The 23,948-nt window shown below is 54.9% G+C and carries 26 protein-coding genes and 1 pseudogene; 5 read left to right on the plus strand and 22 right to left on the minus strand.

Annotated features, from left to right (window positions below; genetic code table 11):
• The coding region (locus E1H13_RS14920) for a S24 family peptidase (protein ID WP_240966652.1) at positions 1-197 on the plus strand (197 nt) is incomplete at its 5' end.
• The gene (locus E1H13_RS14925) at positions 194-1,435 is read left to right on the plus strand and encodes a Y-family DNA polymerase (protein ID WP_169614216.1); all 1,242 of its coding nucleotides are present in this window, start codon (positions 194-196) and stop codon (positions 1,433-1,435) included. The genes E1H13_RS14920 and E1H13_RS14925, both read left to right, overlap by 4 nt.
• Before the next feature lie 941 nt (positions 1,436-2,376).
• Here the strand turns inward: E1H13_RS14925 and E1H13_RS14930 are convergent.
• The 4 genes from E1H13_RS14930 to E1H13_RS14945 form a co-directional block, all read right to left on the minus strand.
• A complete protein-coding gene (locus tag E1H13_RS14930; protein WP_169614215.1) occupies positions 2,377-2,700 on the minus strand; it encodes a hypothetical protein in 324 nt (107 codons plus the stop codon).
• Positions 2,701-2,771: 71 nt separating this feature from the next.
• The gene (locus tag E1H13_RS14935) at positions 2,772-3,062 is read right to left on the minus strand and encodes a hypothetical protein (RefSeq protein WP_169614217.1); all 291 of its coding nucleotides are present in this window, start codon (positions 3,060-3,062) and stop codon (positions 2,772-2,774) included.
• 103 nt (positions 3,063-3,165) lie between these two features.
• Complete coding sequence (locus E1H13_RS14940) at positions 3,166-3,543, minus strand: HNH endonuclease (protein ID WP_169614218.1); 378 nt, start codon at positions 3,541-3,543, stop codon at positions 3,166-3,168.
• A 3-nt stretch (positions 3,544-3,546) separates the two neighbouring features.
• Positions 3,547-5,208 carry a hypothetical protein gene (locus E1H13_RS14945; protein ID WP_169614219.1) on the minus strand — a complete coding sequence of 554 codons (1,662 nt, stop codon included), beginning with the start codon at positions 5,206-5,208 and terminating at the stop codon, positions 3,547-3,549.
• Between the two features lie 548 nt (positions 5,209-5,756).
• Here E1H13_RS14945 and E1H13_RS14950 point away from each other — a divergent pair.
• Positions 5,757-6,260 (plus strand): hypothetical protein, encoded by a 504-nt coding sequence (locus E1H13_RS14950; RefSeq protein ID WP_169614220.1) that lies wholly within the window; start codon positions 5,757-5,759, stop codon positions 6,258-6,260.
• Positions 6,229-6,465 (plus strand): hypothetical protein, encoded by a 237-nt coding sequence (locus E1H13_RS14955; RefSeq protein WP_169614221.1) that lies wholly within the window; start codon positions 6,229-6,231, stop codon positions 6,463-6,465. Before E1H13_RS14950 ends, E1H13_RS14955 begins: the two co-directional genes overlap by 32 nt.
• 201 nt (positions 6,466-6,666) lie before the next feature.
• Here the strand turns inward: E1H13_RS14955 and E1H13_RS14960 are convergent, their stop codons facing one another.
• The 9 genes from E1H13_RS14960 to E1H13_RS27690 all read right to left on the minus strand — a co-directional run bounded on the left by E1H13_RS14960 (position 6,667) and on the right by E1H13_RS27690 (position 13,289).
• Positions 6,667-6,957, minus strand: coding sequence for a hypothetical protein (locus E1H13_RS14960; protein ID WP_169614222.1), 291 nt, complete (start codon positions 6,955-6,957; stop codon positions 6,667-6,669).
• A gap of 145 nt (positions 6,958-7,102) precedes the next feature.
• Complete coding sequence (locus E1H13_RS14965) at positions 7,103-8,203, minus strand: DNA sulfur modification protein DndB (RefSeq protein WP_169614223.1); 1,101 nt, start codon at positions 8,201-8,203, stop codon at positions 7,103-7,105.
• 75 nt (positions 8,204-8,278) lie between these two features.
• Positions 8,279-9,130, minus strand: a complete 852-nt coding sequence (locus E1H13_RS14970; protein WP_169614224.1) for an ATP-binding protein — start codon at positions 9,128-9,130, stop codon at positions 8,279-8,281.
• 81 nt (positions 9,131-9,211) lie between these two features.
• On the minus strand, positions 9,212-9,664 hold the full coding sequence (locus tag E1H13_RS14975) for a hypothetical protein (RefSeq protein WP_169614225.1): 453 nt from the start codon (positions 9,662-9,664) through the stop codon (positions 9,212-9,214).
• A gap of 64 nt (positions 9,665-9,728) precedes the next feature.
• The gene (locus E1H13_RS14980; RefSeq protein ID WP_169614226.1) at positions 9,729-10,004 is read right to left on the minus strand and encodes a hypothetical protein; all 276 of its coding nucleotides are present in this window, start codon (positions 10,002-10,004) and stop codon (positions 9,729-9,731) included.
• Between the two features lie 84 nt (positions 10,005-10,088).
• A complete protein-coding gene (locus E1H13_RS14985) occupies positions 10,089-10,991 on the minus strand; it encodes a DUF932 domain-containing protein (RefSeq protein WP_169614227.1) in 903 nt (300 codons plus the stop codon).
• Positions 10,992-11,079: 88 nt separating this feature from the next.
• Positions 11,080-11,553, minus strand: a complete 474-nt coding sequence (locus tag E1H13_RS14990; protein WP_169614228.1) for a hypothetical protein — start codon at positions 11,551-11,553, stop codon at positions 11,080-11,082.
• An 83-nt stretch (positions 11,554-11,636) separates the two neighbouring features.
• A complete protein-coding gene (locus tag E1H13_RS14995; RefSeq protein ID WP_169614229.1) occupies positions 11,637-12,161 on the minus strand; it encodes a hypothetical protein in 525 nt (174 codons plus the stop codon).
• Between the two features lie 993 nt (positions 12,162-13,154).
• On the minus strand, positions 13,155-13,289 hold the full coding sequence (locus E1H13_RS27690; RefSeq protein ID WP_256378526.1) for a hypothetical protein: 135 nt from the start codon (positions 13,287-13,289) through the stop codon (positions 13,155-13,157).
• 830 nt (positions 13,290-14,119) lie between these two features.
• Between E1H13_RS27690 and E1H13_RS15000 the strand changes: the two genes are divergently transcribed.
• Positions 14,120-14,476: a rhodanese-like domain-containing protein gene (locus E1H13_RS15000; RefSeq protein ID WP_169614230.1), complete on the plus strand. Its 357-nt coding sequence runs from the start codon at positions 14,120-14,122 to the stop codon at positions 14,474-14,476.
• Positions 14,477-14,943: 467 nt separating this feature from the next.
• Here the strand turns inward: E1H13_RS15000 and E1H13_RS15005 are convergent, their stop codons facing one another.
• The 9 genes and pseudogenes from E1H13_RS15005 to E1H13_RS15040 form a co-directional block, all read right to left on the minus strand.
• The gene (locus E1H13_RS15005) at positions 14,944-15,126 is read right to left on the minus strand and encodes a hypothetical protein (protein ID WP_169614231.1); all 183 of its coding nucleotides are present in this window, start codon (positions 15,124-15,126) and stop codon (positions 14,944-14,946) included.
• Between the two features lie 73 nt (positions 15,127-15,199).
• The gene (locus E1H13_RS15010) at positions 15,200-16,078 is read right to left on the minus strand and encodes a formylglycine-generating enzyme family protein (RefSeq protein WP_169614232.1); all 879 of its coding nucleotides are present in this window, start codon (positions 16,076-16,078) and stop codon (positions 15,200-15,202) included.
• A gap of 71 nt (positions 16,079-16,149) precedes the next feature.
• The gene (locus E1H13_RS28305) at positions 16,150-16,389 is read right to left on the minus strand and encodes an SUMF1/EgtB/PvdO family nonheme iron enzyme (RefSeq protein ID WP_347404166.1); all 240 of its coding nucleotides are present in this window, start codon (positions 16,387-16,389) and stop codon (positions 16,150-16,152) included.
• Positions 16,386-17,471 (minus strand): reverse transcriptase domain-containing protein, encoded by a 1,086-nt coding sequence (locus tag E1H13_RS15015; RefSeq protein WP_169614233.1) that lies wholly within the window; start codon positions 17,469-17,471, stop codon positions 16,386-16,388. The genes E1H13_RS28305 and E1H13_RS15015 overlap by 4 nt, the downstream gene beginning before the upstream one ends.
• 2 nt (positions 17,472-17,473) lie before the next feature.
• Positions 17,474-17,830 carry a diversity-generating retroelement protein Avd gene (gene avd / locus E1H13_RS15020; RefSeq protein WP_169614234.1) on the minus strand — a complete coding sequence of 119 codons (357 nt, stop codon included), beginning with the start codon at positions 17,828-17,830 and terminating at the stop codon, positions 17,474-17,476.
• Positions 17,831-17,903: 73 nt separating this feature from the next.
• Positions 17,904-20,561, minus strand: coding sequence for a formylglycine-generating enzyme family protein (locus E1H13_RS28310; RefSeq protein WP_347404167.1), 2,658 nt, complete (start codon positions 20,559-20,561; stop codon positions 17,904-17,906).
• 5 nt (positions 20,562-20,566) lie between these two features.
• The gene (locus tag E1H13_RS15030) at positions 20,567-21,601 is read right to left on the minus strand and encodes a MoxR family ATPase (RefSeq protein WP_169614235.1); all 1,035 of its coding nucleotides are present in this window, start codon (positions 21,599-21,601) and stop codon (positions 20,567-20,569) included.
• Positions 21,598-23,028 carry a hypothetical protein gene (locus E1H13_RS15035; protein ID WP_169614236.1) on the minus strand — a complete coding sequence of 477 codons (1,431 nt, stop codon included), beginning with the start codon at positions 23,026-23,028 and terminating at the stop codon, positions 21,598-21,600. Before E1H13_RS15035 ends, E1H13_RS15030 begins: the two co-directional genes overlap by 4 nt.
• Positions 23,029-23,188: 160 nt before the next feature.
• Positions 23,189-23,932: pseudogene (locus E1H13_RS15040) on the minus strand (dienelactone hydrolase family protein); the annotation flags it as partial.
• Positions 23,933-23,948 lie beyond the last annotated feature (16 nt).

A 23,948-nucleotide genomic window follows, 5' to 3' on the forward strand; every position in this document is an offset into this window, starting at 1 on the left:
GAGCCATCACCGCCACCCACAACAGCGTCATCATCGCGGTGCTGAATGGCGACCTGACCGTGAAGCGGCTGCACCAGGCCGGGGGCACCCTGCGGCTGATGCCCGAGAACCCGGCCTATCCCCCCATCGAGATTCACCCAGGCACTGACTTTGAGGTGTGGGGCGTGGTCACTAAGGTGATCCACTTCCTGGCATGAGCCCCTGGATAGCCTTAGTAGACGCCAACAATTTCTATGTGTCCTGCGAGCGGGTGTTTAACCCCCAGCTGCGGGGCAAACCAGTGGTGGTGCTCTCTAACAATGACGGCAATATTGTGGCCAGGTCGAATGAGGTCAAGGCCCTCGGCATTCCGATGGGTACGCCGATCTTTCAGGTGCGATCGCAGATCCGAGACCACAACATCCAGGTCTACTCCTCCAACTACACCCTCTATGGCGACCTCTCCCAGCGGGTGATGCAAACCCTGGAGCAGTTCAGCCCTGAGCTGGAAGTGTACTCCATTGATGAAGCCTTCCTGGGGGTGCCGGGGGATGGGGAGGCCGTTGCCCAGCAGCTGCGATCTACCGTGCAGCAGTGGACCGGCATACCTGTCTCGGTAGGGGTGGCCACCACCAAAACCCTGGCCAAGGTGGCTAACCACATCGCTAAAAAGAGCACCGGCGTCTGTGTGCTGACTGACCCCTCACCGGCGCTGGCCGCTCTACCCGTAGGGGAGATCTGGGGTATTGGTCACCGCCTTAGCGATCGCCTCCATCGGCAGGGCATTCTGACGGCGTTACAGCTGCGGGATGTGGATCTGCCCTGGATACAGCAGCTGATGGGCATCGTCGGGGTGCGCCTGGTGCAAGAGCTGCGGGGAATCCCCTGTCTACCGCTGGAGCTGTGCCCGATGCCCCGCAAGAGCTGCTGTGTATCGCGGTCGTTTGGCAGGCCGGTGACGGCGATCGCTGAACTCAAAGAGGCGGTGGCCACCTATGGGGCTCGGGCGGCGGCCAAGGTCAGGCGAGATGGGCTAACAGCTGGTGTGGTGACGGTCTTTATCACCACCAATCGGTTTAAGCCAGATGAACCGCAGTATGCCAACTCGGCGGTGGTGCAGCTGCCCCAACCGGCGAATGACACGTTGACGCTGGTGCAGGCAGCACTGAGGGCTGTGGAGCGGTTGTATCGACCGGGTTACCAGTACAAGAAAGCTGGGGTGCTGCTGACGGAGTTAGGCCCGGCCTCTGTGGTGCAGGGGGATCTATTCAGTGACCCAGCCCAGCAGAATCGGCGGGGGGCGTTAATGCGAGTGGTGGATAGCCTGAATCAGCAGTTTGGGGCTGGGACAGTTTTCTGTGCAGCTGAGGGGTTACAGAAAGACTGGCAGATGCGGGCAAGGCTGCGGTCCCCAGGGTATACAACTCGGTGGGGGGATCTGCTGGTGGTGGAATGAGGGGCCTATATGGGGTTTCTGTTCCATTCCCTTACTACCGCCAGGGCTAGGTACGTTAATCGCTGGTGCCAATAACAAACTCGGGGCAGCTCCCAATAAAAATTAGTTCATTGTCAGTCCAGCAGCGTACTACTTGAATCCTTTGTCGTACCAGGAACTGATCGGCAATTGGGCCGAAATAGCAGTTTCGCCAGTTCAAGGCCAACTATAGGTCTTGACAAAAAACAGGGTAGGTCATTGTGTCGCACAAATCTAATTCAATTAGCTGTTGATATTTTTCCCAATAACTATAACCAAACCAAATATCTATTCCGCTTCCGTATTCAAAAGACCGACCGTAGCCGACAACCCTCTCAATAGGACAGTCTTTCAATAACTTGCTGGCAATATACGACCTGAACACGGGCGAATTATAAATATTTTGAGCCCTTTGATGGCTCCAGTCAAAAGAGATCGCTATTTCTGACGCTGTCTGATTTATATATTCGATTTCAAACCATCTACTATTGGTGCCATTGGAGATTTCTGAGTGAACGGTTTGGATTGTTGATAAGCACTGTTGGTTAAAAGAGCTAGGAAACGAATTATGCGAAATCATCGCTAACATATCTAACAGCATCTGCCATTCCCTTTTGTATTAACAAATATAAACTTAAAAGAGTTACCTCAAGAGTCCCCAAACAAGACTTCTGTTAACTTTAGAATGCTATGTTGCCTAAACTGGCAATGCCAACATAACCCACACCAATACTTTATAGAAATGGACATAGCCTAGTGCCGGAGCCTGGCCAACAAAGGGATTTGGGCTGAGCCTTTCTGCTTGTCTTCACTCAAAGAAAGCGACCCAGGCAGTTGTTCTGGGGGAAATTCTTAGTAGAAAACCAATTTCTAGATCGGTTCCCTGTTAGCAAACAGCCTGTTCTGGCCTTTAGCTCACATCCTTACCGGACACCAGGGCGTACACTCGCGGCCCGGCCACCACAGCGAGATCCATCGGATGCGCGATCGTCGGGACTGTTACACGGCCCCGAGCTGCCGCCACCGCCAATGGCACCACCAGCGGGAATAACCACGGTCGGCACATAACCACAAAGAGACTCCAGATTGAGGCTGGAGCTGCCTGCAGGTATGTGCATGAAGCATCGAAGCTGGTTCTCTGCCGTGGCTCTAGGAACCTGGGGGTAGGGGTAAGGCGATGCGATCGCAGCACCAGCCACCACACCTGAAAACACAAGGGCTTTCAGGCAGACCGCAGAAATACTCATAGAAATTAACCATAGACACCTGAGTCAGTATTCCTGGATTTTCGAGTCAACCCGGAAGTAGCCCAGTACGGTTAAGCTTTCTGGCCCTGTTTCGTGCTCGCGATCGCCCCCAGCACCACCGCCACTGGCTGCCGCTGGTTGATCATCTCCTGCACCTGGGCGATCGCCTTCACCGGCACATACACCTGATGCCGCTTATAGCTCACCTGGCCATCCTCCTTCACCGGCTCATCCCAGCAGTAGTAGTAGCTGACACAGGGCTTCTTCCGCTTGGTATTTCCCAGCCGCTCCTTAATCCAACCAACGGCCTTGCCCTTGGGACTATGGCGGCGTTTCTTAGCCTGGGTCTTTGGATCTGACACAACATCTCCCCCAGAACATAACGGTTCAGCAGTCCCGGAGTAGACCCCAGGGTTCTCTAACCAGTGCGGCTCCACATATGGCAGCATCGATAGCTGCATTCCCCTAAGGCTCATCAGTGGTCACCAACCAATTCAGCTGCCCGAACCATTCCCGCTTCAGTTGCCGCTGCTTACTCCTAAACTTGCGGTCATGGCGCAGGTGACAGACCACGCACAGGGCCTTCAGGTTCTCTCGCTCACAGTTCTCAGGCCGCTGGTCCAGGTGGGCCACCGTCAGCAACCAACGGCGGGGCGCTGCATGGTACTCAGCAGGCTTAAAGTCTGGCCGCCACACTAGGACCCGTTTGAATAGATCCTCGACCGACTCATTAGGCCGACGGCAGGGGCGGCGACATTGCTCACAACACCAGTCAGCATCGTCTTTGACACCAAAGGCAATAATGTCCCAGTCCTCGGGATACCTGGCTCGAATCATCGGCATGGGTCAGCCTCCATCCACGGCCTGTAAGCGGTACAGCAGGGCAATCAACTCATCATCTGACAACTGCCATCGGCGCTTGCCGTCAAACTGGTCAGCAATGAACTGCCCCAGCTGGGCGGCTGTCCAGCCCAACCGCTGCACCTGCCTGCGACAGCCCTCAGCAAAGTCATCCAAAAAGCCCAGATGGTTAGGGTCTGGGGCCTGTGGAAAACCAGGCTCATCCCCCCGCACCCCCCTTCCCGGAGATAAAGAATCAAAATCCGAACCAGCCTCACCCTGCGGGGCGGGCGCACCCTTCATATATTGGGGGGAGGTGGGAAATTCCTGATTATCACTGGATTCTACAGGATCTGGTTCTGGAGCTTCAGCCGCCATTGGAATCGCTGTATCCTCCACTGTGTAAGGGATTTCCACCCTTTCAGGTTCAGGCTCCTGCTCTGTGACTGCCTGGTGCTGGGGGTGCCACAGGGTTAGGTATTTGTAGAGGGTGCGGAGGGCTACACCGCCTTGCTGGGCGATCGCTTTGGCACGGGCTGTAATCGCTTGGGGTAGTTGTCCCAGCTGCTCTAGATGCTCTACAGCGCTCTTGATTCGCTCCTGGGCGGCCTCAGAGATTTGCTGGTTGAATGGGATACCGTCTGGGCCTACTGTGTCTTCCCGGCGCTTGGGTTCACTCCCTAGAGGCCAGTAGTAGGACTCGGCGGCTCTCGCCCAGGCTTTGACTCGGTGTTGGATGTTGCCGATGTGGCGGCAGTAGGTCTCGTAGCCAGGGCGGGTGGTGGCAATGCGAAGGACGTATTCTTCCAGGGCCTCCCCTTGCAGCTGCTCAAAGACAACGCCATAGCAGGCGATCGCTTTCAAGATGCCGTTAGTCTGGCCATAGCCGGTCCAGCCCTCGGCTATCTCAATCTCCAGGTCATCGCGCCAGGCCTGGGTGACTTGATACTGGCGCTTGGGCCGCTTGCGGTGGTTGTTGCGACCCGCTGCCATGGCCTGGTCGAGGGCCTCTAAGTCCTGGTGGGCCGCAGCTCCATCCCAGATCCAGAAAAACCGATCCAGGCTATCGCCAATGGGGTTAAAGGCTTCATCGAGCAGGCAAGAGCCACTACCGGGTTGCAACGGCAATCGGTGACCGTTGTACTCAATGAAGGTGGCCACCCCGTAGGCTTTGACGTTGGGAAAGGTTTCGAGCTGTCCTGCCCCCAGGGTCAGCCCCTGGGCCTTGAAGCATTCGGTTAGGGCCACCGCCAGGTTAAAGGTGCTGACGGGCTCGGGTAGGGGGATGTAGAGGTGCAGGCCCCCACTCCAGCTGGAGCGCAACAGGATAGTGCGGGTGATGCCAATGGTCTCCAGGGCTGCTCTGAGGGATGCGATCGCATCGGGGTTGCAGTACTGGCTCCCGGCATCGATATCGATTAGCCCATAGCGGGTTTCTTGGCCAAAGCGCACCCCAATTAGGGTCTGGGCATCTTTCCAGGAGGCCCACAGCACTCGGGGCCGCAGGGGATAGCCGGTGATGGTCTGCCACTCGGGCTTGGCGGTAACGTCATCCGGTAAAGAGGCCTCGATGGGGCACCACAGATAGCGGCCAAAGATTTCACACAGCTTCTGACCTAAGGGGTCCCCTGGTAGGGGATCGGGCTGACGATGGATGGCAGCGGTCATGGGGCTACCTCCACGGGGGGCGACAAAATACCTGAAGGGGGGCAGACGGACTGACGAGCACCCCTGCTATGGCATTTCGGGCCAGGCTGCGGCTGGGTAAGTAGGTACGGCCCAACGACAGCATCGGCTCTGATGCTTGCAGTAGTCATGGTTTCTCGAAAAATAAATCAGCGGAAATACAGAGCTGCCAAGAATTGCAGGCAGGCAAAACATACGCACTATTGCAGAGTTGATCTGTAGGCGCTATGCTTATGGAGTGAAATTTAAATAATCAATCCCCTCAGTCGCCCGAACAGGGCACTGTATGGATGAGAGCGAAGGCGTTAGCACTGAGACTTGGCAGGTCGGGCTAACGTTTTCTGCTTTTAAAGGATTGATCTCTCAAGACTCTCAGTACGCATCACCTCCTTTCAGGGCGTTAATGTGCGTGATCTTACCACTAGACCTAGATGGCAACCCACTGCTGGGCTAGGATGACATCGCCAACACAGCCAGCAGTTCATACCGACTTCAACTTGCAAAAGAAATTGCTATAGTTGAATGTAGATTTGAGCTACCCTGTTGGTAAGCTCGATAAGATAGACAAAGTGAAGCAATCGAGCCAGCCTCAGGAAAAGGGTGTCTCCAGAGGCAGAATTTTCACCATGAGTGAAAATATAACCCAAATTTACACCGTGAATAAAATTTGTTACATTTTCGATATGACTCTTCGGCACTTCCACATCAAGGCCGTGGATTTGAGTGAGCGTGCGGGAGTCTCCAACAGCCTGATTTCGTCCATTCGTAACGGTAAACCGACTACGACTGACACGCTGGAAAAGCTGCTAGACGCCATGGAAGAGTTGGCCCCTGGCAGTAAAGGGTACTTCTATGGCCAGCTTGCAGGGCCTGATTATCTCGATGAGATGATCAATGCTCTGCCTAATGAACAGCTTGCTGTTTTAATCGATCTCGTTGCGGATCGGTTACGCTCTGGGGGCAATATAAAGCGACCTCAAGAAACTCTCATCGGTTCGGTGCATGACCACTCAAGCTTCACCTGTCGGCCTTGACACCATCCTGCAAATGATTCAGGGCCTATCCCCCTTTGATAAGTTCACACTGCTCAGTACCCTTGCTCAAGAATCTGGGCTCACGATAGCCCTCAGCACTCCTGCCAACCAGGAAATCTCCATGCAGATCAGTGGCCTGGATAATGCAGGCATGGCAGATATCATGAATGCGATCGCCTCAACGCTTCGGGGGCAGGCTAATTGAAGTTAATCTGACCTCAAGATTCTGGTACTCCGCAGCCGTTCTCTCCACACCCAGGCGAAGGGTAGCACTTCCGCTCCGCTCCAGTGCTAGAGGTTCGCCAGGGTGCTCCGTTCACTGTTCTGGGGGAGCTGGAGAGAGAAGAAAGGAGAGGAGAGGGTATCTCGCGGCGGGGCTGGTGGCCGCCGGAGGGCCGGGGGCAAATCAAAACTCCACCACTTGCACTTCTTTGCACACTAGCTGAAACTGACAGCCTACGGACTCGGCCAAAAGCATAGCTGTATCAAGTCGGCAATTGCCGGTTTCAAAGGCTCTGAGGATTTGGCTGCGGCGATTTACAGGGGTAATCTTCTCGGTATCTTCTGGATCTGCCTGCTCTTTCTCAATGCGCACATACTCACGCACGATCTCTTTCAGCCAATTCTCGGCCCCCCATCGCTCGATGGCACGGTTCTTAATGGCGTTCAAAATAGCAGCGCTGCGAGGGTCTGTCATGGGCGTAAGGCAAAAATAGCGTTTAGCAAAGCTAATTTTAGCTTATCAATCAGCATCCTCATCTTGAATGACGTAGTGGGTCATGGCTGTTCTGGGGGAGATGTTATTAGGTGCCCTGGCGGGTGAAGGGGCCAGGGCTTGAAAGCTAGGCAGCGGATTCAAGGTTGTCGGTTGGAGTAAGCAGCCTGTGAATGACAGCAGCAGTTTCCTCTACCGTCTGGGCCGTCTTGCGAATCTTGCCATCAAAGATACAAACCCGCTGCCACTGACTATGACTGCGGTTCCAGTTGACTGACCCCAATCGCTCCAATGCAGGGGCGGTGTCCTCCAGCCTAAGTAACTGATTAGCTATTTTTCCTATGGCTGCAACCCCCACCGCATTGAAACAGAGGTAATCCAGCCGCAGCAACTTACTGCTAGTGCTCCTAATGGTCTGGGCCTGCCATTCGGGAATAGCAGCTGCAATTCCCTTCCACAGATCAATCACCTGGTCGGGGTCGATTTCCTCCACCCCTGCAACCGTAGCGGCGATCGCATCATAGAGGGCTTTGAACGTCCACATTTCCTGCCCCTTGGAGGTCAGGGGTATCTGGTTCTTCTCATGGTTCACCATGCCGCGAAACTGAGGTACTGCCGCCACTACAGCACGAGTTAGTTCTGCTACCCGGTCTCGGTGGTCAAAGTAATGGGATGTAGACTTACTGGGCTTGCTTATATTCAGGTTCAGGTCAGCAAAAATCTGCCGGGATCTGACCAGGCCAAAATCTAGATGCAAGTCCACACTCAAGGTTTCATCCATCAGATACTCGGCCACCGTTGCATCCTGTATGGCTATTCTCAGCCCTTCCATCCGGTGCTGACCGTCATTAATGATGAAGCTGGCTCCCTCAGCAACATAGAGCGTTCCCAGGTTTGAATCTGGGTTAATGGGCTTAAAGTCAATGTTGCCGTTAATGCTGACAACAACAGAAGAAAAGATATAGCTTTCAAGGTTCTGGACCACATACTTGGCGATCCTCTTGGCCCTGGTGCGATTGATCTGGCGCTGTACTTCTTTCCCGGACTGCACAGAGTCTTCCTGAAAGACAAACAGATTTACCGCATCCGCAATACGCACTTTGGCGCTGTAGCATTCCCGGCCTGCTTGAATGCCGCGCATGGCTTCCAGTGCGATCGCTTTGGGGAACATTTTGATAGAGGCACGAATCGGGGTGTGTTCGGTTAAGGGGGATTTGCGGCGGGTCATGAAAATACTCCGGTGTTATGAACTGGCGTTGTAGCGCGGGGTGCCCTGGCAGGGGAGGGGGCCAGGGCTTGAAAGCTAGGCAGATTGGGCGGAGTTCATAGCCTCAATCATGGCGATCAGGCGATCGCAGTCTTCAGAACTGAGCTGAGCTGGGCTACTGCGGCTAAACTCGGCTTCCATAATCAGCCTTACCTCGTCTGCACTCATGTCCACAGCCTCACGGGCTGCTCTAATGCGTTGCCCTTTCTCCAGGGCTGTTTCGGGAGCGGGTACTCCATCACTAAGCCAAGCCAGCATCCTTTTAGCTAACTCCTGCCCTGGGTTCAGGTGAGTTGTACTGCTCAAGTCTGGACACCGGCTTTTAGAAATGGTCAGCAGGTGGTTTAGGTCCAGCTCCCCAGCAATATCAAACTCATACTCGATACCGCTGGCCTGAATAGGGGCTGTACCAACCCGCTCCGGCATGGGCTTACCAGACTTGGGGCTGTCCACCAGAACCCATTCGGTCTTGGTTCGCATGGTGACGATGACATGGGCGGGGGCTGCCAGCATGGCATCGATTAAGGCTCTCTCCAGGGGTCGCACTTTACCCCATGCGGTAAAACTGTTCATGGCTTTGCTGGTTTCGTTCAACTCCCAAAACCAGGCATGGCTGAGGCTATCAATCACAATCACGTCATAGCTGGCTTGTCCAGCCGCTCTGAGAGCTTCCATGTACTTGCTGGGGTGAAAGTCGGTTAACTCGCACACATCAAAATCAAACAGGTCGGCGTATTTGCTGGCGCTACCGTGTTCGGTGTCAATCACAGCAGTGCTCTTGCCCAGGTGGCGGGCGATTTCCAAGGCGCTATAGGTCTTCCCGGATCCACTCGGGCCGCAAAGGGCAAACCTTAGTCGAGCTTGGGTCTTAGTCGCTTTTTGAAACATGGTTGGAGTCCTTCGGTGTTCTGGGGTTTTCCGTGTGGTTGGTCACGGGGCGGTTGTAAAGACTTCCGCCCCAGGTCAGCGTTAGGCAGCAGATAAACCAGCGATATGCTCCTGGGCCATCAGCTTGGCTACTGCAAACTGATCGGCTAGGTACTGGCGCTTAATCTTCAGCCGCTGTTGGTTGTCCTTGGCCTGCTGGAGAATTAGAAGGGCGGATTGGTAGCTATCGGCCTGCATTAGCTCATGGCGCTTGGCCTTGCGCTGTTGCTCGTTCTTCAGGCTGGTATCCTGGGCGATCGCTGTCTCAATCTCCACAGTCAGCCGATCCAGGTCAGCTTGCAGGTCGCGGATGTCGATTTCGTTGGCGATCAATCCTTCAGCGGTTCGCTTTAGCTGGTCCGGGAACTGGGCCAACAGGTCAGTCAGCGTTAGCTGGCCAGTGCCGCGACAATCCATACAGTCTTCTAAATCCGTTTCGGCGTGGGGGTTTTTGGTCTGCACCAGTCCGGTGCCTCGGCAAAATAAACAGTCCATCGTTAGTTCTCGTGGTGAAGGGTTTGCAGAGTGGGCAGATAGGCTCTGCCCTGGCCATCAGTGCTTAGAACTCGTCACAGCTACAGGGGTCTGGGCTGTCGTAGCCACCAGACAGATAAGCGCTGCTGGGGACGCTCCACAGAACTTTTGAGCCATTGGGGTTAACCCGTTCGTGGATGGCGGCTAGTTCTGTGAGAATGGCCTTAGTGCCCCAACGCTTGACCATTGCTTCTAGGTCAAGAACGTCAAAACCCCAGGTTTCTGCTCGTTCATCCTCGGCCTTCTCTCGCTGGGCCTGGTCGTGTTGATAAGCCATTTCGGGCGGTTCGCGTAAAATCATGGATAGATCCTCTTGTTCTGGGGATTGCAACCCCTGCTGAAGCTTGGTCGTAGAGGCAGGGGCTTAAACTTTCAATCTGGTGGGCTAGCTGATGTAGCAGCTAACAACCTGGCGTTCAAATTTCTGCATCTGCTTGCCTCGGTTGCCGCTGAGAATGGACTGAAACTGTTGGGCCATCGTGCCCCGCTGGATCGTGTGATGGTTGTAATACTCGGTTACGCTATGCAGTAGTCCATAGGCGGTGTTGTAGGCTGACAGCTCATTTGAGCCCTTGCCCATGCCGTTAAATAGCTTCAGACAGGTTTGGACAATACGGGGCTGTTCTTCTACTGGCTGACCAGGTTCACCAAAGGCGGCGATCAACTGCATGGTTGCTTCGGCCTTGTCGATGGCCACCCCTGCAAGCTGAGTCATTTGTTCCTTCTCTTGATGCAGAGTTGCACGGGCCGACTCCAGAATCGTTTCAATTCGGCCAGGGTTAAAGCTGCCAACATGAGCGATGATTCGCTGTCCAGCCTTAACCGGGATCTTCATGCCGTTAGTGCAAATTAATCGGTTTGCGTAGATGCTGACGCTTAGCCCCCTACCATTCAGGTGGGAATCCTCCAGCAGTAGATATCCTTCGGTTAGGTCGCCTACAGCCTGGGCCGGGGCAATACGTTCGGGTAACTTGGCAGCGGCGTAGAGCATCCGGCCACCACTCAAACTACCTAGGTGAGTCATGGGCAAGTTGGCATCATCACAAAAGCGGTTAAACGTCTCTACAATCTCGGCATTCTGCCAGGGTTTACGCTTGGCATAAATATCAAAAAAGGCGTTGTTATCACCACGGTAGGCAGCAAAAACAGGGGCTTTGTGCTGGCGATCGGGGCCGTAATAAACCGGGGATAGCTTTACTTCCCAATCTAGGCCAGCGGCCTGTAACTGCTGCTCAACAGTTGAACCGGGGATTATTTCTTTAGCGGTGTCACGGTGCCAAGTAGTCATAATGATGTTTCCTTTGTTCTGGGAATAAAACCCGTGTGGTCGTTCACGGGGGCGGCTTTTACCCACTTCCGCCCCAGGTGGTGCCAATCTAAGCGGCGTAGGCGGCGGGTGCTTCTGCTGCTGCTGGGAATGGCACTACTTTCTGAGCCTGGAGGTATTCGCGCAGGGAACCAAAGCCCAGGTGAGCTAGGACTGCATAGCCGTGTTTACAGCAGCCCCGGCCCCAAAATCCCAATTGGTTATTCAGGTCATCACAAGTGCAGAACACCCCGGCAGGCCGCTTTTCAACGACATAGGCGGTGTCTTTATAGATGTTGCGGACAGTGTAGTGATTAGCCAGATCTAGGCGCTCTGTAACCTTCAGGTTCTTGCTCTGAGACTTGCGCCATTCTGCAAAGTGCTGCTTAAAGACTCGCTTGCTGATGAAAGTCGGGCGCCTGCCCCTGATCCAGACCCAAATGACCTTAAAGAACTCACGGATCTGGACTTGGGCCGATGACGACAGCCCCAGCAGGCGACGAACAGCAGCAACAGAGTAGAGGATATTGAAAGCTGTAACCATGACCAAGCCTTTGAACTCATAAGCTAATTGTAGCTTATATCTAAGCTACAATTAGCTTAATAACAAAGATTAATACATTTGTACTAATTAAATAGACTTGGCTGAACGATGGCGGGAGCAAAGTGAAACCAGCCACCCCCCAGGGATTGCAAACCCCAACCAGCGGGGGCAGCAATGCCAGCAGGCAAGAACACCAAGCATGGCACCCCAGAGCCCACAGCAAAGGCTAGCGATGCCCAAGTACCAGAACCAGCCCCACAGAAGGCTTTAGAAGACTTGGCAGAGGGCAACACCCCCCCAGGGCAGGGGGTAGCAGGGAACGAAACCCAAAGCCCCCCAGCAGCGGCCACAGCCCGCACACAGGCCACAGAGCGGGCCGCAAACGAACCCCGGCCAGCACCAAAAGCTGATGCCTGGAACACTTGAGCTGATGGGAATTGCTGGCGGGCAGCGTGGTCAATGCCACGAGCACAACCAGTGACCACCACGGCCCCAGGGGCAACATACCCAGCCAACCAGCCAAAGGCTGCTAGGGAGGCAGCAGAGGGCCGCCGTGAACCCGAAAACCCAACACAGTCAAAACCGGCAACAATGGCGGCAACAGACATCAGATCACCTCGAAACTTCTCTATATTCTAAGCTGATTTTAGCTTGCATTTAAGCTATTTTTAGCTTATTATATAGAAAGGCAAGGGGGCCAAGGGAACCCGTAAGACGCGAAGGGGCTATACAGAAGGCGAAAGCCGGGAAACGTGCCCGCTAGGGGCGAAACCTTAGCAGAGTCGGCGCAGGGAGAACGAGGCCAGCCACCACCCAGGCGGAAACCGACCGGAGTAAATGCGAGAGCTACCCAGGGGCGCAAGGGCAGCAGCAGCAGAGCAACGGCAGCAGACGCAAGCCTGAGAGGAACGGCAACCCACCCACCCCAAAGGCCACGGGGCGGGCACTGCCTAGCCGCTGACCAGCCAGCCAGGACAGCCTAATAAGCGCTGAAGCAGAGCTGGGAACGTCAACCCGGATCGAGCGGGAAACACGCGGCAACCACAACCCCAAACCACCGACCGGGACCGCTTCGAGGGGCACACCCTACCGGGAGGCTGGCCAGGGGGGACGATCAAGAGCTGGGCCAGGGCCGCTAGGGGCTCCAGGGTCTGGGCTCCCCCTGCGGGGGGGCTCCCCTTACTTCACCCTGTAAACCTCTGGGGTGGGTGGGCGGGGGGTGGGGGCGGGAAGTGCCTCTACAGCGAAAGACCCCCACCCTGGGCGCGGGGTGGTAGGGGGTGTGGGAAACGCAACGAAGCCGGGATCTACAGCGTGGCGATCGCCCGTTTTCCATCGCCCCCTGCCGGGGGTGTGGCTGGAGATGACAGGTTACGAGCGAAGCAGGCCCCCGCGCCCGGACAATGTGGCGATGGGCAGGTCAACCCAAAGTTTGCAGCTGGGCTCTTGCTACAGCACCCAGGTTGTCTTAGGGGCGCGGCTGACGGCTTTGCGGAAGCGGCGCAGCTCCCCTGGGCCAGCGGTGGCCAGCGAGGATGATCGTAGAGAGAAATCACAGGTCACGGCTGGGCCAGTCGGGTGCATTTTGCCGTGAGACAGCCTCACACAACAGAGGCGATCGCCATGCTCTGCTGGGAGTCCTCTTCAGGCACCAAGCGGTTGTAGATGGCCACTGCAATGACCGCTATGGCCATGAGGAACGTCAGCACGATGCTGATTTTGAGGCGCATGGACATGATGTAGTTACCAACCCTACCCCGGTAGCATAGTCACTTGTCTATCTGAGTGCATGTTCTGGGGATTACAGACGTTGGAGGAGATGCAAAAAACCCCTGGCCAGTAACAAGCCAAGGGCAGAGTCAGGTGCAGATTCACTACTAGAGCTAGGATGCCCGGTGGTAGCGGGTGATGCTCATCACTTCAGGAAATGGCCGAAGTGGAGAAGTGGGGGCACGGAGAGGGCAGGCTGTCTCTGGGTATGAGATGGGTTGGAGGGGTGAAACCTCAGTCTTGAAGGAAGCTGGCCACCCTGACCGCTCGGCGGGGTGGGGGCTTGTCGAGCAGGTTGGTAGAGAGTCAGGGCGGCGCGAGGGCACGGCCTGTGTGACTCCAGCAAGGGGATGTTCTGGGGGAGATGAGGTGCGATCGCCCGTTTTCCATCGCCCCCTGCCGGGGGTGTGGCTGTGGCCCCTGGCGTGAGCGTGTCGGCCCCCGCGCCCCGGACGATGTGGCGATAGGCAGACCAACCCAACGTGAGACATAGGGAAAACGGCTACAGCACCCAGGTTGTCTTAGGGGCGCGGCTGACGGCTTTGCGGAAGCGGCGCAGCTCCCCTGGGCCAGCGGTGGCCAGCAAAGGGGTTGTCAGAGAGAAATCACAGGTCACGGCTGGACCAGTCGGGTGCATTTTGCCGTGAGACAGCCTCACACAACAGAGGCGATCGCCATGCTCTGCTGGGAGTTTTGCTAATTATTTGGCGGTAGCCTTGTCAAGGCACCTTCATGAAAATTAAAAATTCGTTACAGTAGAAGGGGTTGTCTTTGCATTCCTAACTAAGGTCTCTTTATGAACGCTTTTGCCTCTATATTCCCTTCTAAGCTCAAGCCTCAAGCAACAGCTCAGGAGCTTAAGGCTCGTCTTGACTGGGGTGAGCCCGCATTGACCATAATTGATGTGCGAGATCGTGCAGATTTTAATGAAACCCGTATTCAAGGTTCAGTCTCTATGCCTTTAGTGGCTCTGGCTGCTGCGATTGATGGCAGTCTTGAGAAAGAGCGCGATATTTATATTTATGGAGATTCTGATGCTGCAACCGCTGAGGCGGCTAACCAGCTGAGGGGAGCTGGATATCAGCGTGTTGCTGAGCTAAAGGGTGGCTTGCCAGCCTGGAAAGCAGCTAAATATCCTGTTGAAGGGGTATAAACACTCCTTGACTGGATGGCATGGCATTTAGTTGTGCGGCCAGTGAGGGTAAATGAAGCAAAAAAAATCTCCTAGGCTAATGGGTGTTCTAGGAGATTTTGCTGTGAAGGGTAGATGCCTACAACCTGAAACCAGGAAGCCTTCAATGGAAAAATCCGCTGGCTCAAGATGGGCTCTTATACGATTCGCGCGGGAGTGTTCAGAAAAATGCGGATGACAGGGCTGAAACCCCTGATTTATCGCCCCAGAAACTGGGATTTACCCAAAATTCCGATTGATCCCGGATCTCAGGCCCCGCTAAGCGTTCCAGACTGGGGTTTCGCCCTGGCCCCAAAGCCACTAAGGGGCAGGCGCTGCGATGGTCAAAGGACCGGCCCTTGACCATCGCATAGATAGAGCAAGTTTGACAGCCTGTTCCCTCGGCGGGGTGCGCGGGTGGGGCCTCATCCGGGAAGCTTGGCCAAGAGTCAGGGCGGCGCGAGGGCACGGCCCGTGTGACTCCAGCGAGAGAATGTTCTGGGGGAGATGAGGTGCGATCGCACGTCAGCAGTGAGTTGTTCTGGGGGAGATAGGCGATCGCGTAGCGACTCCCTTGGAGTATCGCATTGCGACTCCCTTGGAGCATTCAATCCAGAAAAAACCTTGGCCATTTCCTTAGCACCACTAGGACACTTGTACCATGACCAAGCTCGCCAGAGGGCAAGAGGGCAAAAGGGAAGAGGGCTACCTCGCGCCGCCGCACACCACCCGAAAACCAACGACGCCGCTGACGTAGTCGGGCGCGAACCCGATACGGTCCGCCGACCGGCAGAACACAGGACCGTTGCTCCAGGAACCGCCCCGCAGCACGCGTTTCTCTTCAGCATCATCATCGTGGGCTAGCCAGGCACTGCCATCGACAGGGGCTCCCTCATAACTCTCATGCCACCAGTCCTGGCACCACTCCCAGACATTGCCATGCATGTCATACAGGCCAAAGGCGTTGGCTACTTCAAATCGGCCCACGTCTGTCGTTTCTTCTCGAAACTCACCGTGGGGACCATCCCCATAGGCCCCAGAGTAGGTTTTGCCTTCGTATTCCCAATCGGTGCCCCGGTAGTTAGCCAAGTCGGTGGTGATCGAGTCACCAAAGTGAAAAGGGGTAGTGGTATCAGCTCGACAGGCGTACTCCCACTCGGCCTCGGTGGGCAGGCGGTAGGGGCGGCCCGTAGCTTTTTCTAACCGCCTGCAAAACTCAACCGCATCAAGCCAGGAGATCTGTTCTACCGGGCGATTATCCCCGTTGAAGTTAGATGGCTCTGGCTTGAGTTCACGCTCTACCTGCGGCATTGCAGCCACCCCTCGCCACTGAGCCTGGGTGATGGGGTACTTGGCCATAAAGAAGGGCTGAGCAATGGTTACAGGGTGTTGGGGGCCTTCAGCGTTGTATCGACCTAGCTCATCCTCTGGAGAGCCCATCTGGAAGCTGCCAGGGGGAATGTAGACCATATCCAGCAGGGTCTGCCCCGTCGATAGCTCCAGTTTGTCTTCGGTGAAAAACTGAGCGCTGCGCTCTCGATACTGAATGATGGGCTTTGGTTTAGCCGTCAGAGATGCTGCCATAGAAACCTAGAAAAAGGAGGTGGACTGAGCAACCGTTCAGCCAGGCTTACCAGGCTACTCAGCCCTGTTTTCTATTTGGATGCCGTCACCAGCATCGCCGGACCAGGACTGGACTCCTCTTCGCACTCCCGGCAGATTCCCATCTGCCAGTTCTGGCCCAGAAGAGTGCTCGCGCCGCCGCACACCACCCGAAAACCAACGTTGTTGTTGATGTTGTCGGGCGCGTTCCTGTTACGGTTCGCCGACCGGCAGTTCTCAGGATTGTTGTTCCAGGAACCGCCCCGCAGTCGGGGGGCCTGCCCCGTCTTCACCGTCTCGAAAATACGAGATCGGCAAATAGCTGTTTGCGAAGCTGCCAGGTATCGCCATGATCGAGGTGGGCCAGCCAACTTTGAATAGACTGATCCAACTCTTTGAAGTTAATCTTACCGCTGGCATAGTCAGCCTGGAGCTGCTTTAGCCTACGTCTGCCCCGGCGCAGGTTTTCGCGGCGTACTCGAATGCGCACATCCTTGGGAAAGGTGTCGCCGACGGGGAGCACTCGAAATCCCAGGAAGTTCGCTCCGTAGCGAGTTTCAAAGAGCTGACTTTTGACTGGATGAATCCGCAGCCTGAGTTCTGCCAGGTAGTCTTCTACGGCCAGACGGGCATCTGTAAGAAAACTACAGTCAGAGCTGAACAGGGCAAAGTCATCCACGTAGCGGAGGTACTTTTTGACCTTGAGCTGCTCTTTGACAAAGTGGTCAAAGCCGTTGAGATAGACATTCGCAAAGAACTGGCTGGTGAGGTTGCCAATGGGCAAGCCCCGCCGCCGCTGGAGAACGGTCAGCAGATCATCTCCTGGGAACAGCTCATGAACGGGCATCTGCTCATTACTGTTATCGATGATGCAGTCAATCAGCCAGAGGGTGTCTGAGCACTTGATTTTACGGCGTATCAAACCTTTGAGGATTTCAAGATCAATACTGGGAAAATATTTCTGGATGTCGCACTGGAGCACGTAGGGCGTTGTCCGCATGAAGTCGATAAACCGGCCCAAAGCACGATGGGTACCATAACCGCTCCGGTTGGCGTAGGAGTCATCAATAAAGGTGCGCTCGAAGATGGGCTGAATGATATTGCAGAGGGCATGGTGGACCACCCGATCCCGGTAGGGGGCCGCAGAAATCATCCGCAGCTTGGGATCATAGATTTCAAAAGTGGTGTAGCCACCGGGCTTGTAGGTTTTTGACGTTAGTTCTCGTTGCAGAGCCAGTAATTCAGTTTCGCGGTGGTAATTGAACCGTAAGACGCTGGCCTGCATCCGCTTGCCCCGTTGTGCATTACGAGCCGCTAACAGCAGGTTCTCAAAATCGGTTATTTGAGGCCAGAGGTTGCCATGTCGCTTGACCATAGCTAGGCATTAGCAATCGACTTCTGGTGCTGCTGCCGCATCCAGCCACCCAATTCTTGACCAATGCCGTCGATCAACTGGCTAACATATTTGTACCGCTGGGCCGACATAAGTTCAAACTCAAGTAGCAGCCGGGTTTGGTGGCGCAGCAAATCGAGGCGACCATTGAGAGCCTTAAGCTGGGGCAGCTTGTCGCTGCTGTAGCGGGCCAGGATCAGCCCTTCTAACAGGTCGTAGAGGCCGGTGATGATCCGGTCCCCCAGCAAAAACTTATGCTCGCGGGGCAGCTTGTTGAGAATGGGCACGTACCACTTCACCAAATCGTAGGTTTTTTGGACGATAGGTAACTCTCGTTTCATGGCCTTTAGAGATAATGAACACATGTACTATAGTCAAGCTCGCCAGAGGGCAAAAGGGCAAAAGGGAAGAGGGCTACCTCGCGCCGCCGCACACCACCCGAAAACCAACGAGGTTGTTGATGCCGACGGGCGCGTACCCGAAACGGAGCGCCGACCGGCAGCTCACAGGAATGTAGAACCAGGAACCGCCCCGCAGAACGCGACGATCCTCAGCATCATCATCATGGGCTAGCCAGGCACTGCCATCGGCAGGGGCTCCCTCATAACTCTCATGCCACCAGTCCTGGCACCACTCCCAGACATTGCCATGCATGTCGTACAGGCCAAAGGCATTGGCAGGGAAACTACCGACATCGGTTGTCTCTTCTCGATACTCTCCATGGGGGCCATCGCCGTAGGCTCCTGAATAGGTCTTCTCTCCAGTTTTCCAATCCGTTCCCTGATAGTTAGCCAAATCAGTTGTAATCGTTTCCCCAAAGTGGAATGGAGTCGTGGTTCCAGCCCGACAGGCATATTCCCACTCAGCCTCGCTGGGTAAACGGTAGCTGCGACCTGTGTGTTGACTGAGACGGGCACAAAACTCTACCGCATCATGCCAAGAAACCTTCTCTACTGGACGATTATCCCCTGTGAACCTCGATGGGTCTGGCTCTAGCTCACGCTCCACCTGGGGCATTGCCGCCACCGCTCGCCACTGAGCCTGGGTAATGGGGTACTTAGCCATAAAGAAGGACTCTGCAAAAGTTACCTCATGCTGTGGCCCTTCATCGGCTGAACGGCCTTCCTCATCTTCAGGAGAGCCCATGGAAAAGGCTCCTGGGGGAATAAGCACCATAGCCAGGTCTATTCCCTGACCTAAGTCTTCAATAAACTGCTGTGCATTCCGTGAGCGACGCTGGACCAGCAGTTGAGACTGGCCAGGCTGCACCTGCAAAGTCGCAGTTTCAAATTCAAATGAATGCAGTTCATCCCTAGATTCCCCTAAGTCTGCCTCTGGGGTCGGCTCTGGAGACTGTTCAAAAGACAGGCTAGCTTCCCTAAAGGTGAAGGTTTGCAGCAGCGGATAAAGATTATTAGGATCGGGTTCAGGTGACGGGGGGGCCACCTTGGGCTGGGTACTGAGCTGAGCTGAGAGGGCTGCGTACTCACCACCCATCCGCTCCAGGGTTTGGGCAGCAATTTCTGCAAAGGGAATCACCAGGTCTTCTGCCTCTGGATCACCCTGGAAATCAAACCTTAACAAGGCATCAAAGGTTTTAATACTGCGTCCCAGACGTTCCGCAATATAACCTGACACCGCGTTCAGCACAGACACCGTAACTGAGCGGGTTACAGCATCTGACAATATGGTGCGCACACCGGGGGCAAAATCAAACTGTAGGTTTTGAGGGTTCCCTGGCACAGTTCTAGCTTGCATCAGCCCGCCCATAAAGACTTCGGCGACATGCACTGGCCCAGCCTTAGGTAAAAGCGTTTGCCGGATTAAATCTACAATCGGTGGACTTACGGGAGCCACTGACATCAGCTCGGCCAGCTTTTGAGCTATTCCTGATGCAGTTGTTCTAAAACTCTGGACCAGATCTTTAGCATCAAGCGCTTCAGGATGCCTAGTTTCCTCCCCATCTACGGAGGTTTGTAGCGCCCCGATCGTCTGTAAATCAAACTGATACCCGATAGTTCGAGTTTCACCACTACCGGCCACCACTTTGGCCCACTGCTTGAGGGGGTTGGCTTCCAGTGTCACCACTGGTATGGTCATGGGTTGCTCTGGACTACCCAACAACTGCTGCAACAACGGTGATTGGGGTTGGGCATTCAGCTTGGCCGTGGTGGTTCCCGCTTCTAGCGCACTTAACCACACTGGAGCGCCCTGAACCAAAGCACTCTGAGCCCAGAGACGCTGGGGTAATAATTGAATTACCGTCGTCGGTGCTTGTTGACAGCAGCGACTTAACCAGGCCAAAAGCGCTCTAGAGTGCCAGGCCGACGAGGTACAGTCACTCAGCAGTAAAATCAGTCGCCGCCCCGCAGGGTCAAAGAGTTGTCTGGCCCTGGCCGGTCGTCGAGCGTAAACTGGGTCTCGCCAGTTTGGGAATAGTTTAGGGACTTGGTCAGCTTCGGTTTGCAGTCGCCAGGTGGTGACTCGACGAAATGCCCCCTGTCGTTCTAGCAGGGTTTGAAATTCGGAGATGGTCTCTTTCCACAGGGGCAGCGATTCTGTATCTTCCACCACTAGGGCAACATCCAACCACCGCTCTGAGGCCGGTTTTAGCACCGGCGACCAGATCCGCTGATCGGCAATGCGTTCTATGGTTGCATCTTCATCAACCTCTAATTGACCAACCGCTGGAACCTTTTTACGTAGGGGGCGTAGAGCTCGGGCTAAGTCCAATCGAATCCGTAGGGCTGGGGCCGCTGGGGCCTTAATGGGAATACCAGTATCGTCGCGCGAGCCTTGAGCTGATCTGGACGGCAGTGAGAGTTGGCCTGGGTCAGTTTCCTCCTGGCCCTGATCATCCTCCACAAATTCTTCGCGGATATTGCGCTGGGCTGCGCCAGTCGTCTGATCAGCCTTATCCTGCTGGCGATCGCTACCGGATAAATTTCCCATGTGCCGGGCTAGCCACAGGGCATCGGCTATGTCTTCGGCTCCAAAGTCTACCCCGGCCTGTTTCAGCACAGTTGCTAACCCTGCAACATCGTCAACCTTAGGACGACTACCCGGTCTCATATGACCTAGTCCTCAGTGCTCGACAAGTATTTCATCAGGGCCTTCACCAGCTTATCTTTGGTCTCCTGCTCAGGTACTCGCTCACGGGTAACGAAGTAAATGGCATTCAGCAGTTGGTCGGTGGAGAGATCACCATCTTTGCTACGCTTCACAAATTGATCAATTAGGTCGCTGGCCTCATCGACCTTGGCTTTCTCGGTCAAGTCATCCTTGAGATGAGCCTCGACAATTTTCTTCAGCCGTTCGGGTTTCGGGTCTCCCATGTTCAGCCGCAGGCAGCGCCGCAAAAAGGCTGGGGGAAAGTCACGCTCTCCATTACTGGTCATCACCACAAAGGGAAAAGCCCCACAGCGAAAGCGCCCCGTTTTCGTCTCGACCCACTGTAATTCATCATCTTCGGTGTAGGCCGTGCGTACCCGGACAGGGTCTTCAGCTTTTTTCAGTTCCTCTGCCATACGGACAATCTCTGGGATCTCGAACTCTCCATCCTCAAAAAGATGGAGCAGGTCATTCGGTAGGTCGATATCACTCTTATCGATCTCATCGATGAGCAGTACTCGGGGACGTTTGGGGTGATCGGTTGGGAGTAAAGCTGTTCCCAAAGGGCCAAGGGTGATGTAACTGCCAATCGGCTTCTCGCGTCCGAGCTGGACGTCTTGAAGGCGGGCGATCGCGTCGTAGCTGTACAGTCCATCCTTACGGGTGGTGCGAGTGGTAATGGGCCAGTAGAGAACTTCTCCCAGATTTAGCTCATAGGCCACGGCATAGGCCAGAGAAGTTTTACCGGTGCCCGGTTTCCCAGTTACCAGCAGTGGACGGCGCAGGTACAGCGCTGCATTAACCATATCCAGCTCATCCTCAGTAGCCTGGAAGGTTGCTCCCCGCTGTTGCTGCTTCAGCTTGGCGACAGATTGCTTGGCGGCAGCGGCTGTACCGAAGGGCCGCCAACTAGGAGGATCGGGCAACCGCTCAGCAATGTAGTTCGGGTCCTGCTGGGGAGTGCGAGTTCCTTGAAAAATACGCCAGGTAGAATCTGTCATGGCCGAGGCATTCTGAGTGATGGTTTGAGCGGTGGAATGAGATTGGGATTTTCCCACAGGCAAGAAAGGTGGTGACCAATGTGAGCTGTTTCATCGGCAACAGCCATGGCGGCTGAGCGCCACAGCTTCACTACCTCTGGCAGCGTAGCACTCGTACAGGTGAGTACTCTGTCGAGTTCATTAGTGGCACAGACTGTTTCAGCCAATTGGTCATTTCTGAGCCAAAGAGCAGCCGGTGTCCCTGTCGCAATTAAAGTGCCAAAGAGCCTTTCATATCCACTGTCGTCGTAGACTTTGGACATCTTTAGCCCCACACTGGTCGGTCGGTTTAGCCGCTCAAACAGTTCCGTCGCCAAAGGCAGGTCATCAGCCAATACAAAGGCCCCACAAACCCCTTCAGCGACGGTGTCTAAGAGGGTTGACCACTTCTTCTGCCAGGGTTCCTTAAACATATTCAGGACCTTTGGCTCCAGCCGTTCAGCCATGCGGACTACACAGCGAAAACGAACTCCAACGCGAACATCCGGTAGAAACGGTGAGTCGGAGCAGTCCATGGCAGACCAGCGATCGCAGGTTTCATTCAGCCAGGCTAGCGGCAATATCAAATGTAAGGTCAGGTCCTCGTGAGACTTTTCTAAAGTCTCACTAATACACGCCTGCACCAGCCTGGGCAAAGACTCTCGGGTGACCTGGTTTAAGAAGGGTTCCACTTCAGGTGCATCCAGCTTCTCAATACCTTTTCCACCTCGAATGTCGTACTGAGAGTCGTCTTGAATAAAGTAAGCCGACACTAATCGGCCATCCTCTACTTCCTTCTGGACATAAACCAACAGATGGGATGTCCCCCCCCTTGCTTGTTGCTCTAGGTGCTTTACCAGTAGAGGCTTTACATCAGCTATCAGGGCATCAAAATTGCTAACCCGAGGCTTTAGCCAACCTTGTAGTGCCTCTTGTATATCTACTCTGGAATTTAAGTCAGGGAGGCTCAGCAGTGCTGCAAAACGGTCAACAGCCTCAAATAAACTATCGCCAGGTTTTACGTCTCCCAACTGGTCAAGCATTGCAGAGAGGGTTGCCGGTACTTTCGAGTTCAGCGGACAAACCAAACGATATGCCGTCTGAATCGCCTCAGTCAGAGCTAATTCAGATCCTTGGAAAATTGGTAACAAACTCTGGGCATCGAGCTTAAACGTCCCAGGAGCAATATCGTTTAATATGCCTAAAACATTGCTTACACCAGGTCCTGTTGGCCCCCCAGCCCATTCCAATAAAGCAATGCCGCGATTTCCCTGAGCGCTCGAACCAGCGGGCAGGATACCTGGAGGAGGGTTTAGGGCAAACCGTAGCTGCTCGAATTGAGCTTCAGGCAGACCACTAATCAAACGGCTTAACTCCAGCCGCTGACGCGACGACAAGGAAAAAGTCATGCGTTATCACAAGGCATACGTCATCACTGTAGGCGAAACCCACTAGCTCATTAAACTACACGCTCTTTTTGCCTGATTCCTATTAAAGCCTGTCGTCTAACTTCTATCCACCCAGCACAAAAGAAGAGAACTAGCGCCTAAAGCATCGCCCCCAGCGCTACTACCGTAACTGCTCTTGCATAAACCCCAGTACCCGCTCAAAAGCCTCACGGGTCGGATGCCCTGCCTGCCTTAACTCCAGGGTTAGAGCTGGGTGAGCCCTGGGGGATATGCCAAACGGGTTGCCCGGGCCAGAGTTGATCTCGATAGTCTCCAGGGCCTTTCCTCGCTTCCTGCACATGACGTCGTCGTCCCTCACCACCTCAGGCGTGCCCCCAAAGGTTTGGCGCAGGGTATCAAAGCGCTCCTTGGGACTGGTGCTGTCCTCAGAAAAGCGAATGGCCAACAGGGGTACCCCAGCATCAGCCCTGGCCTTTGCGGCCTCCAGGTCATCCTGGGAGACTCCCAACGCTGCCCTATGGCCCCCAGTCATACCAATGGGCAATGACGGTTGGCTGGCCACCGGAGCCAGCACCGATTCATCTGCCATCAGAGACAGCACAAAGCCCCCGGTCAGACACATGCCAATCACCCCAACCCCCGGTCCACCACAGTCCTGGTGAGCTTTCCGGCAAAGGGCTTTAAGCCACTGGGTAATGGGGCTCGACTGATGCTTGGCAAAGCAGTAAAACTCTTGACTGATGCAGAGTTGGGCCACCAATCCCAGGGTTTTCACCACTGAGAAGGGGCGATCTGGTTGGTCAAACAAGAGAGGCATGTAGACTGTAAAGCCAGCCGCTGCAATTTGTCGCCCTAGGTCTACGCATTCAGGAACCATGCCAGGCAACTCATGCAGCAGCACTACGGCAGGCCCAGTGCCT

It is taken from the genome of Nodosilinea sp. P-1105, assembly GCF_012911975.1.
Lineage (GTDB): Bacteria > Cyanobacteriota > Cyanobacteriia > Phormidesmidales > Phormidesmidaceae > Nodosilinea.

Excerpts from the sequence above, each read along its gene's own strand:
- E1H13_RS14925 (WP_169614216.1), top strand. The coding sequence starts at position 194 with ATGAGCCCCTGGATAGCCTTAGTAGACGCCAACAATTTCTATGTGTCC.
- E1H13_RS14930 (WP_169614215.1), bottom strand. The coding sequence starts at position 2,700 with ATGAGTATTTCTGCGGTCTGCCTGAAAGCCCTTGTGTTTTCAGGTGTG.
- E1H13_RS14940 (WP_169614218.1), bottom strand. The coding sequence starts at position 3,543 with ATGCCGATGATTCGAGCCAGGTATCCCGAGGACTGGGACATTATTGCC.
- E1H13_RS14945 (WP_169614219.1), bottom strand. The coding sequence starts at position 5,208 with ATGACCGCTGCCATCCATCGTCAGCCCGATCCCCTACCAGGGGACCCC.
- E1H13_RS14955 (WP_169614221.1), top strand. The coding sequence starts at position 6,229 with ATGACCACTCAAGCTTCACCTGTCGGCCTTGACACCATCCTGCAAATG.
- E1H13_RS14960 (WP_169614222.1), bottom strand. The coding sequence starts at position 6,957 with ATGACAGACCCTCGCAGCGCTGCTATTTTGAACGCCATTAAGAACCGT.
- E1H13_RS14965 (WP_169614223.1), bottom strand. The coding sequence starts at position 8,203 with ATGACCCGCCGCAAATCCCCCTTAACCGAACACACCCCGATTCGTGCC.
- E1H13_RS14970 (WP_169614224.1), bottom strand. The coding sequence starts at position 9,130 with ATGTTTCAAAAAGCGACTAAGACCCAAGCTCGACTAAGGTTTGCCCTT.
- E1H13_RS14975 (WP_169614225.1), bottom strand. The coding sequence starts at position 9,664 with ATGGACTGTTTATTTTGCCGAGGCACCGGACTGGTGCAGACCAAAAAC.
- E1H13_RS14980 (WP_169614226.1), bottom strand. The coding sequence starts at position 10,004 with ATGATTTTACGCGAACCGCCCGAAATGGCTTATCAACACGACCAGGCC.
- E1H13_RS14985 (WP_169614227.1), bottom strand. The coding sequence starts at position 10,991 with ATGACTACTTGGCACCGTGACACCGCTAAAGAAATAATCCCCGGTTCA.
- E1H13_RS14990 (WP_169614228.1), bottom strand. The coding sequence starts at position 11,553 with ATGGTTACAGCTTTCAATATCCTCTACTCTGTTGCTGCTGTTCGTCGC.
- E1H13_RS14995 (WP_169614229.1), bottom strand. The coding sequence starts at position 12,161 with ATGTCTGTTGCCGCCATTGTTGCCGGTTTTGACTGTGTTGGGTTTTCG.
- E1H13_RS27690 (WP_256378526.1), bottom strand. The coding sequence starts at position 13,289 with ATGTCCATGCGCCTCAAAATCAGCATCGTGCTGACGTTCCTCATGGCC.
- E1H13_RS15000 (WP_169614230.1), top strand. The coding sequence starts at position 14,120 with ATGAACGCTTTTGCCTCTATATTCCCTTCTAAGCTCAAGCCTCAAGCA.
- E1H13_RS15005 (WP_169614231.1), bottom strand. The coding sequence starts at position 15,126 with ATGGCCAAGGTTTTTTCTGGATTGAATGCTCCAAGGGAGTCGCAATGC.
- E1H13_RS15010 (WP_169614232.1), bottom strand. The coding sequence starts at position 16,078 with ATGGCAGCATCTCTGACGGCTAAACCAAAGCCCATCATTCAGTATCGA.
- E1H13_RS15015 (WP_169614233.1), bottom strand. The coding sequence starts at position 17,471 with ATGGTCAAGCGACATGGCAACCTCTGGCCTCAAATAACCGATTTTGAG.
- avd (WP_169614234.1), bottom strand. The coding sequence starts at position 17,830 with ATGAAACGAGAGTTACCTATCGTCCAAAAAACCTACGATTTGGTGAAG.
- E1H13_RS28310 (WP_347404167.1), bottom strand. The coding sequence starts at position 20,561 with ATGAGACCGGGTAGTCGTCCTAAGGTTGACGATGTTGCAGGGTTAGCA.
- E1H13_RS15030 (WP_169614235.1), bottom strand. The coding sequence starts at position 21,601 with ATGACAGATTCTACCTGGCGTATTTTTCAAGGAACTCGCACTCCCCAG.
- E1H13_RS15035 (WP_169614236.1), bottom strand. The coding sequence starts at position 23,028 with ATGACTTTTTCCTTGTCGTCGCGTCAGCGGCTGGAGTTAAGCCGTTTG.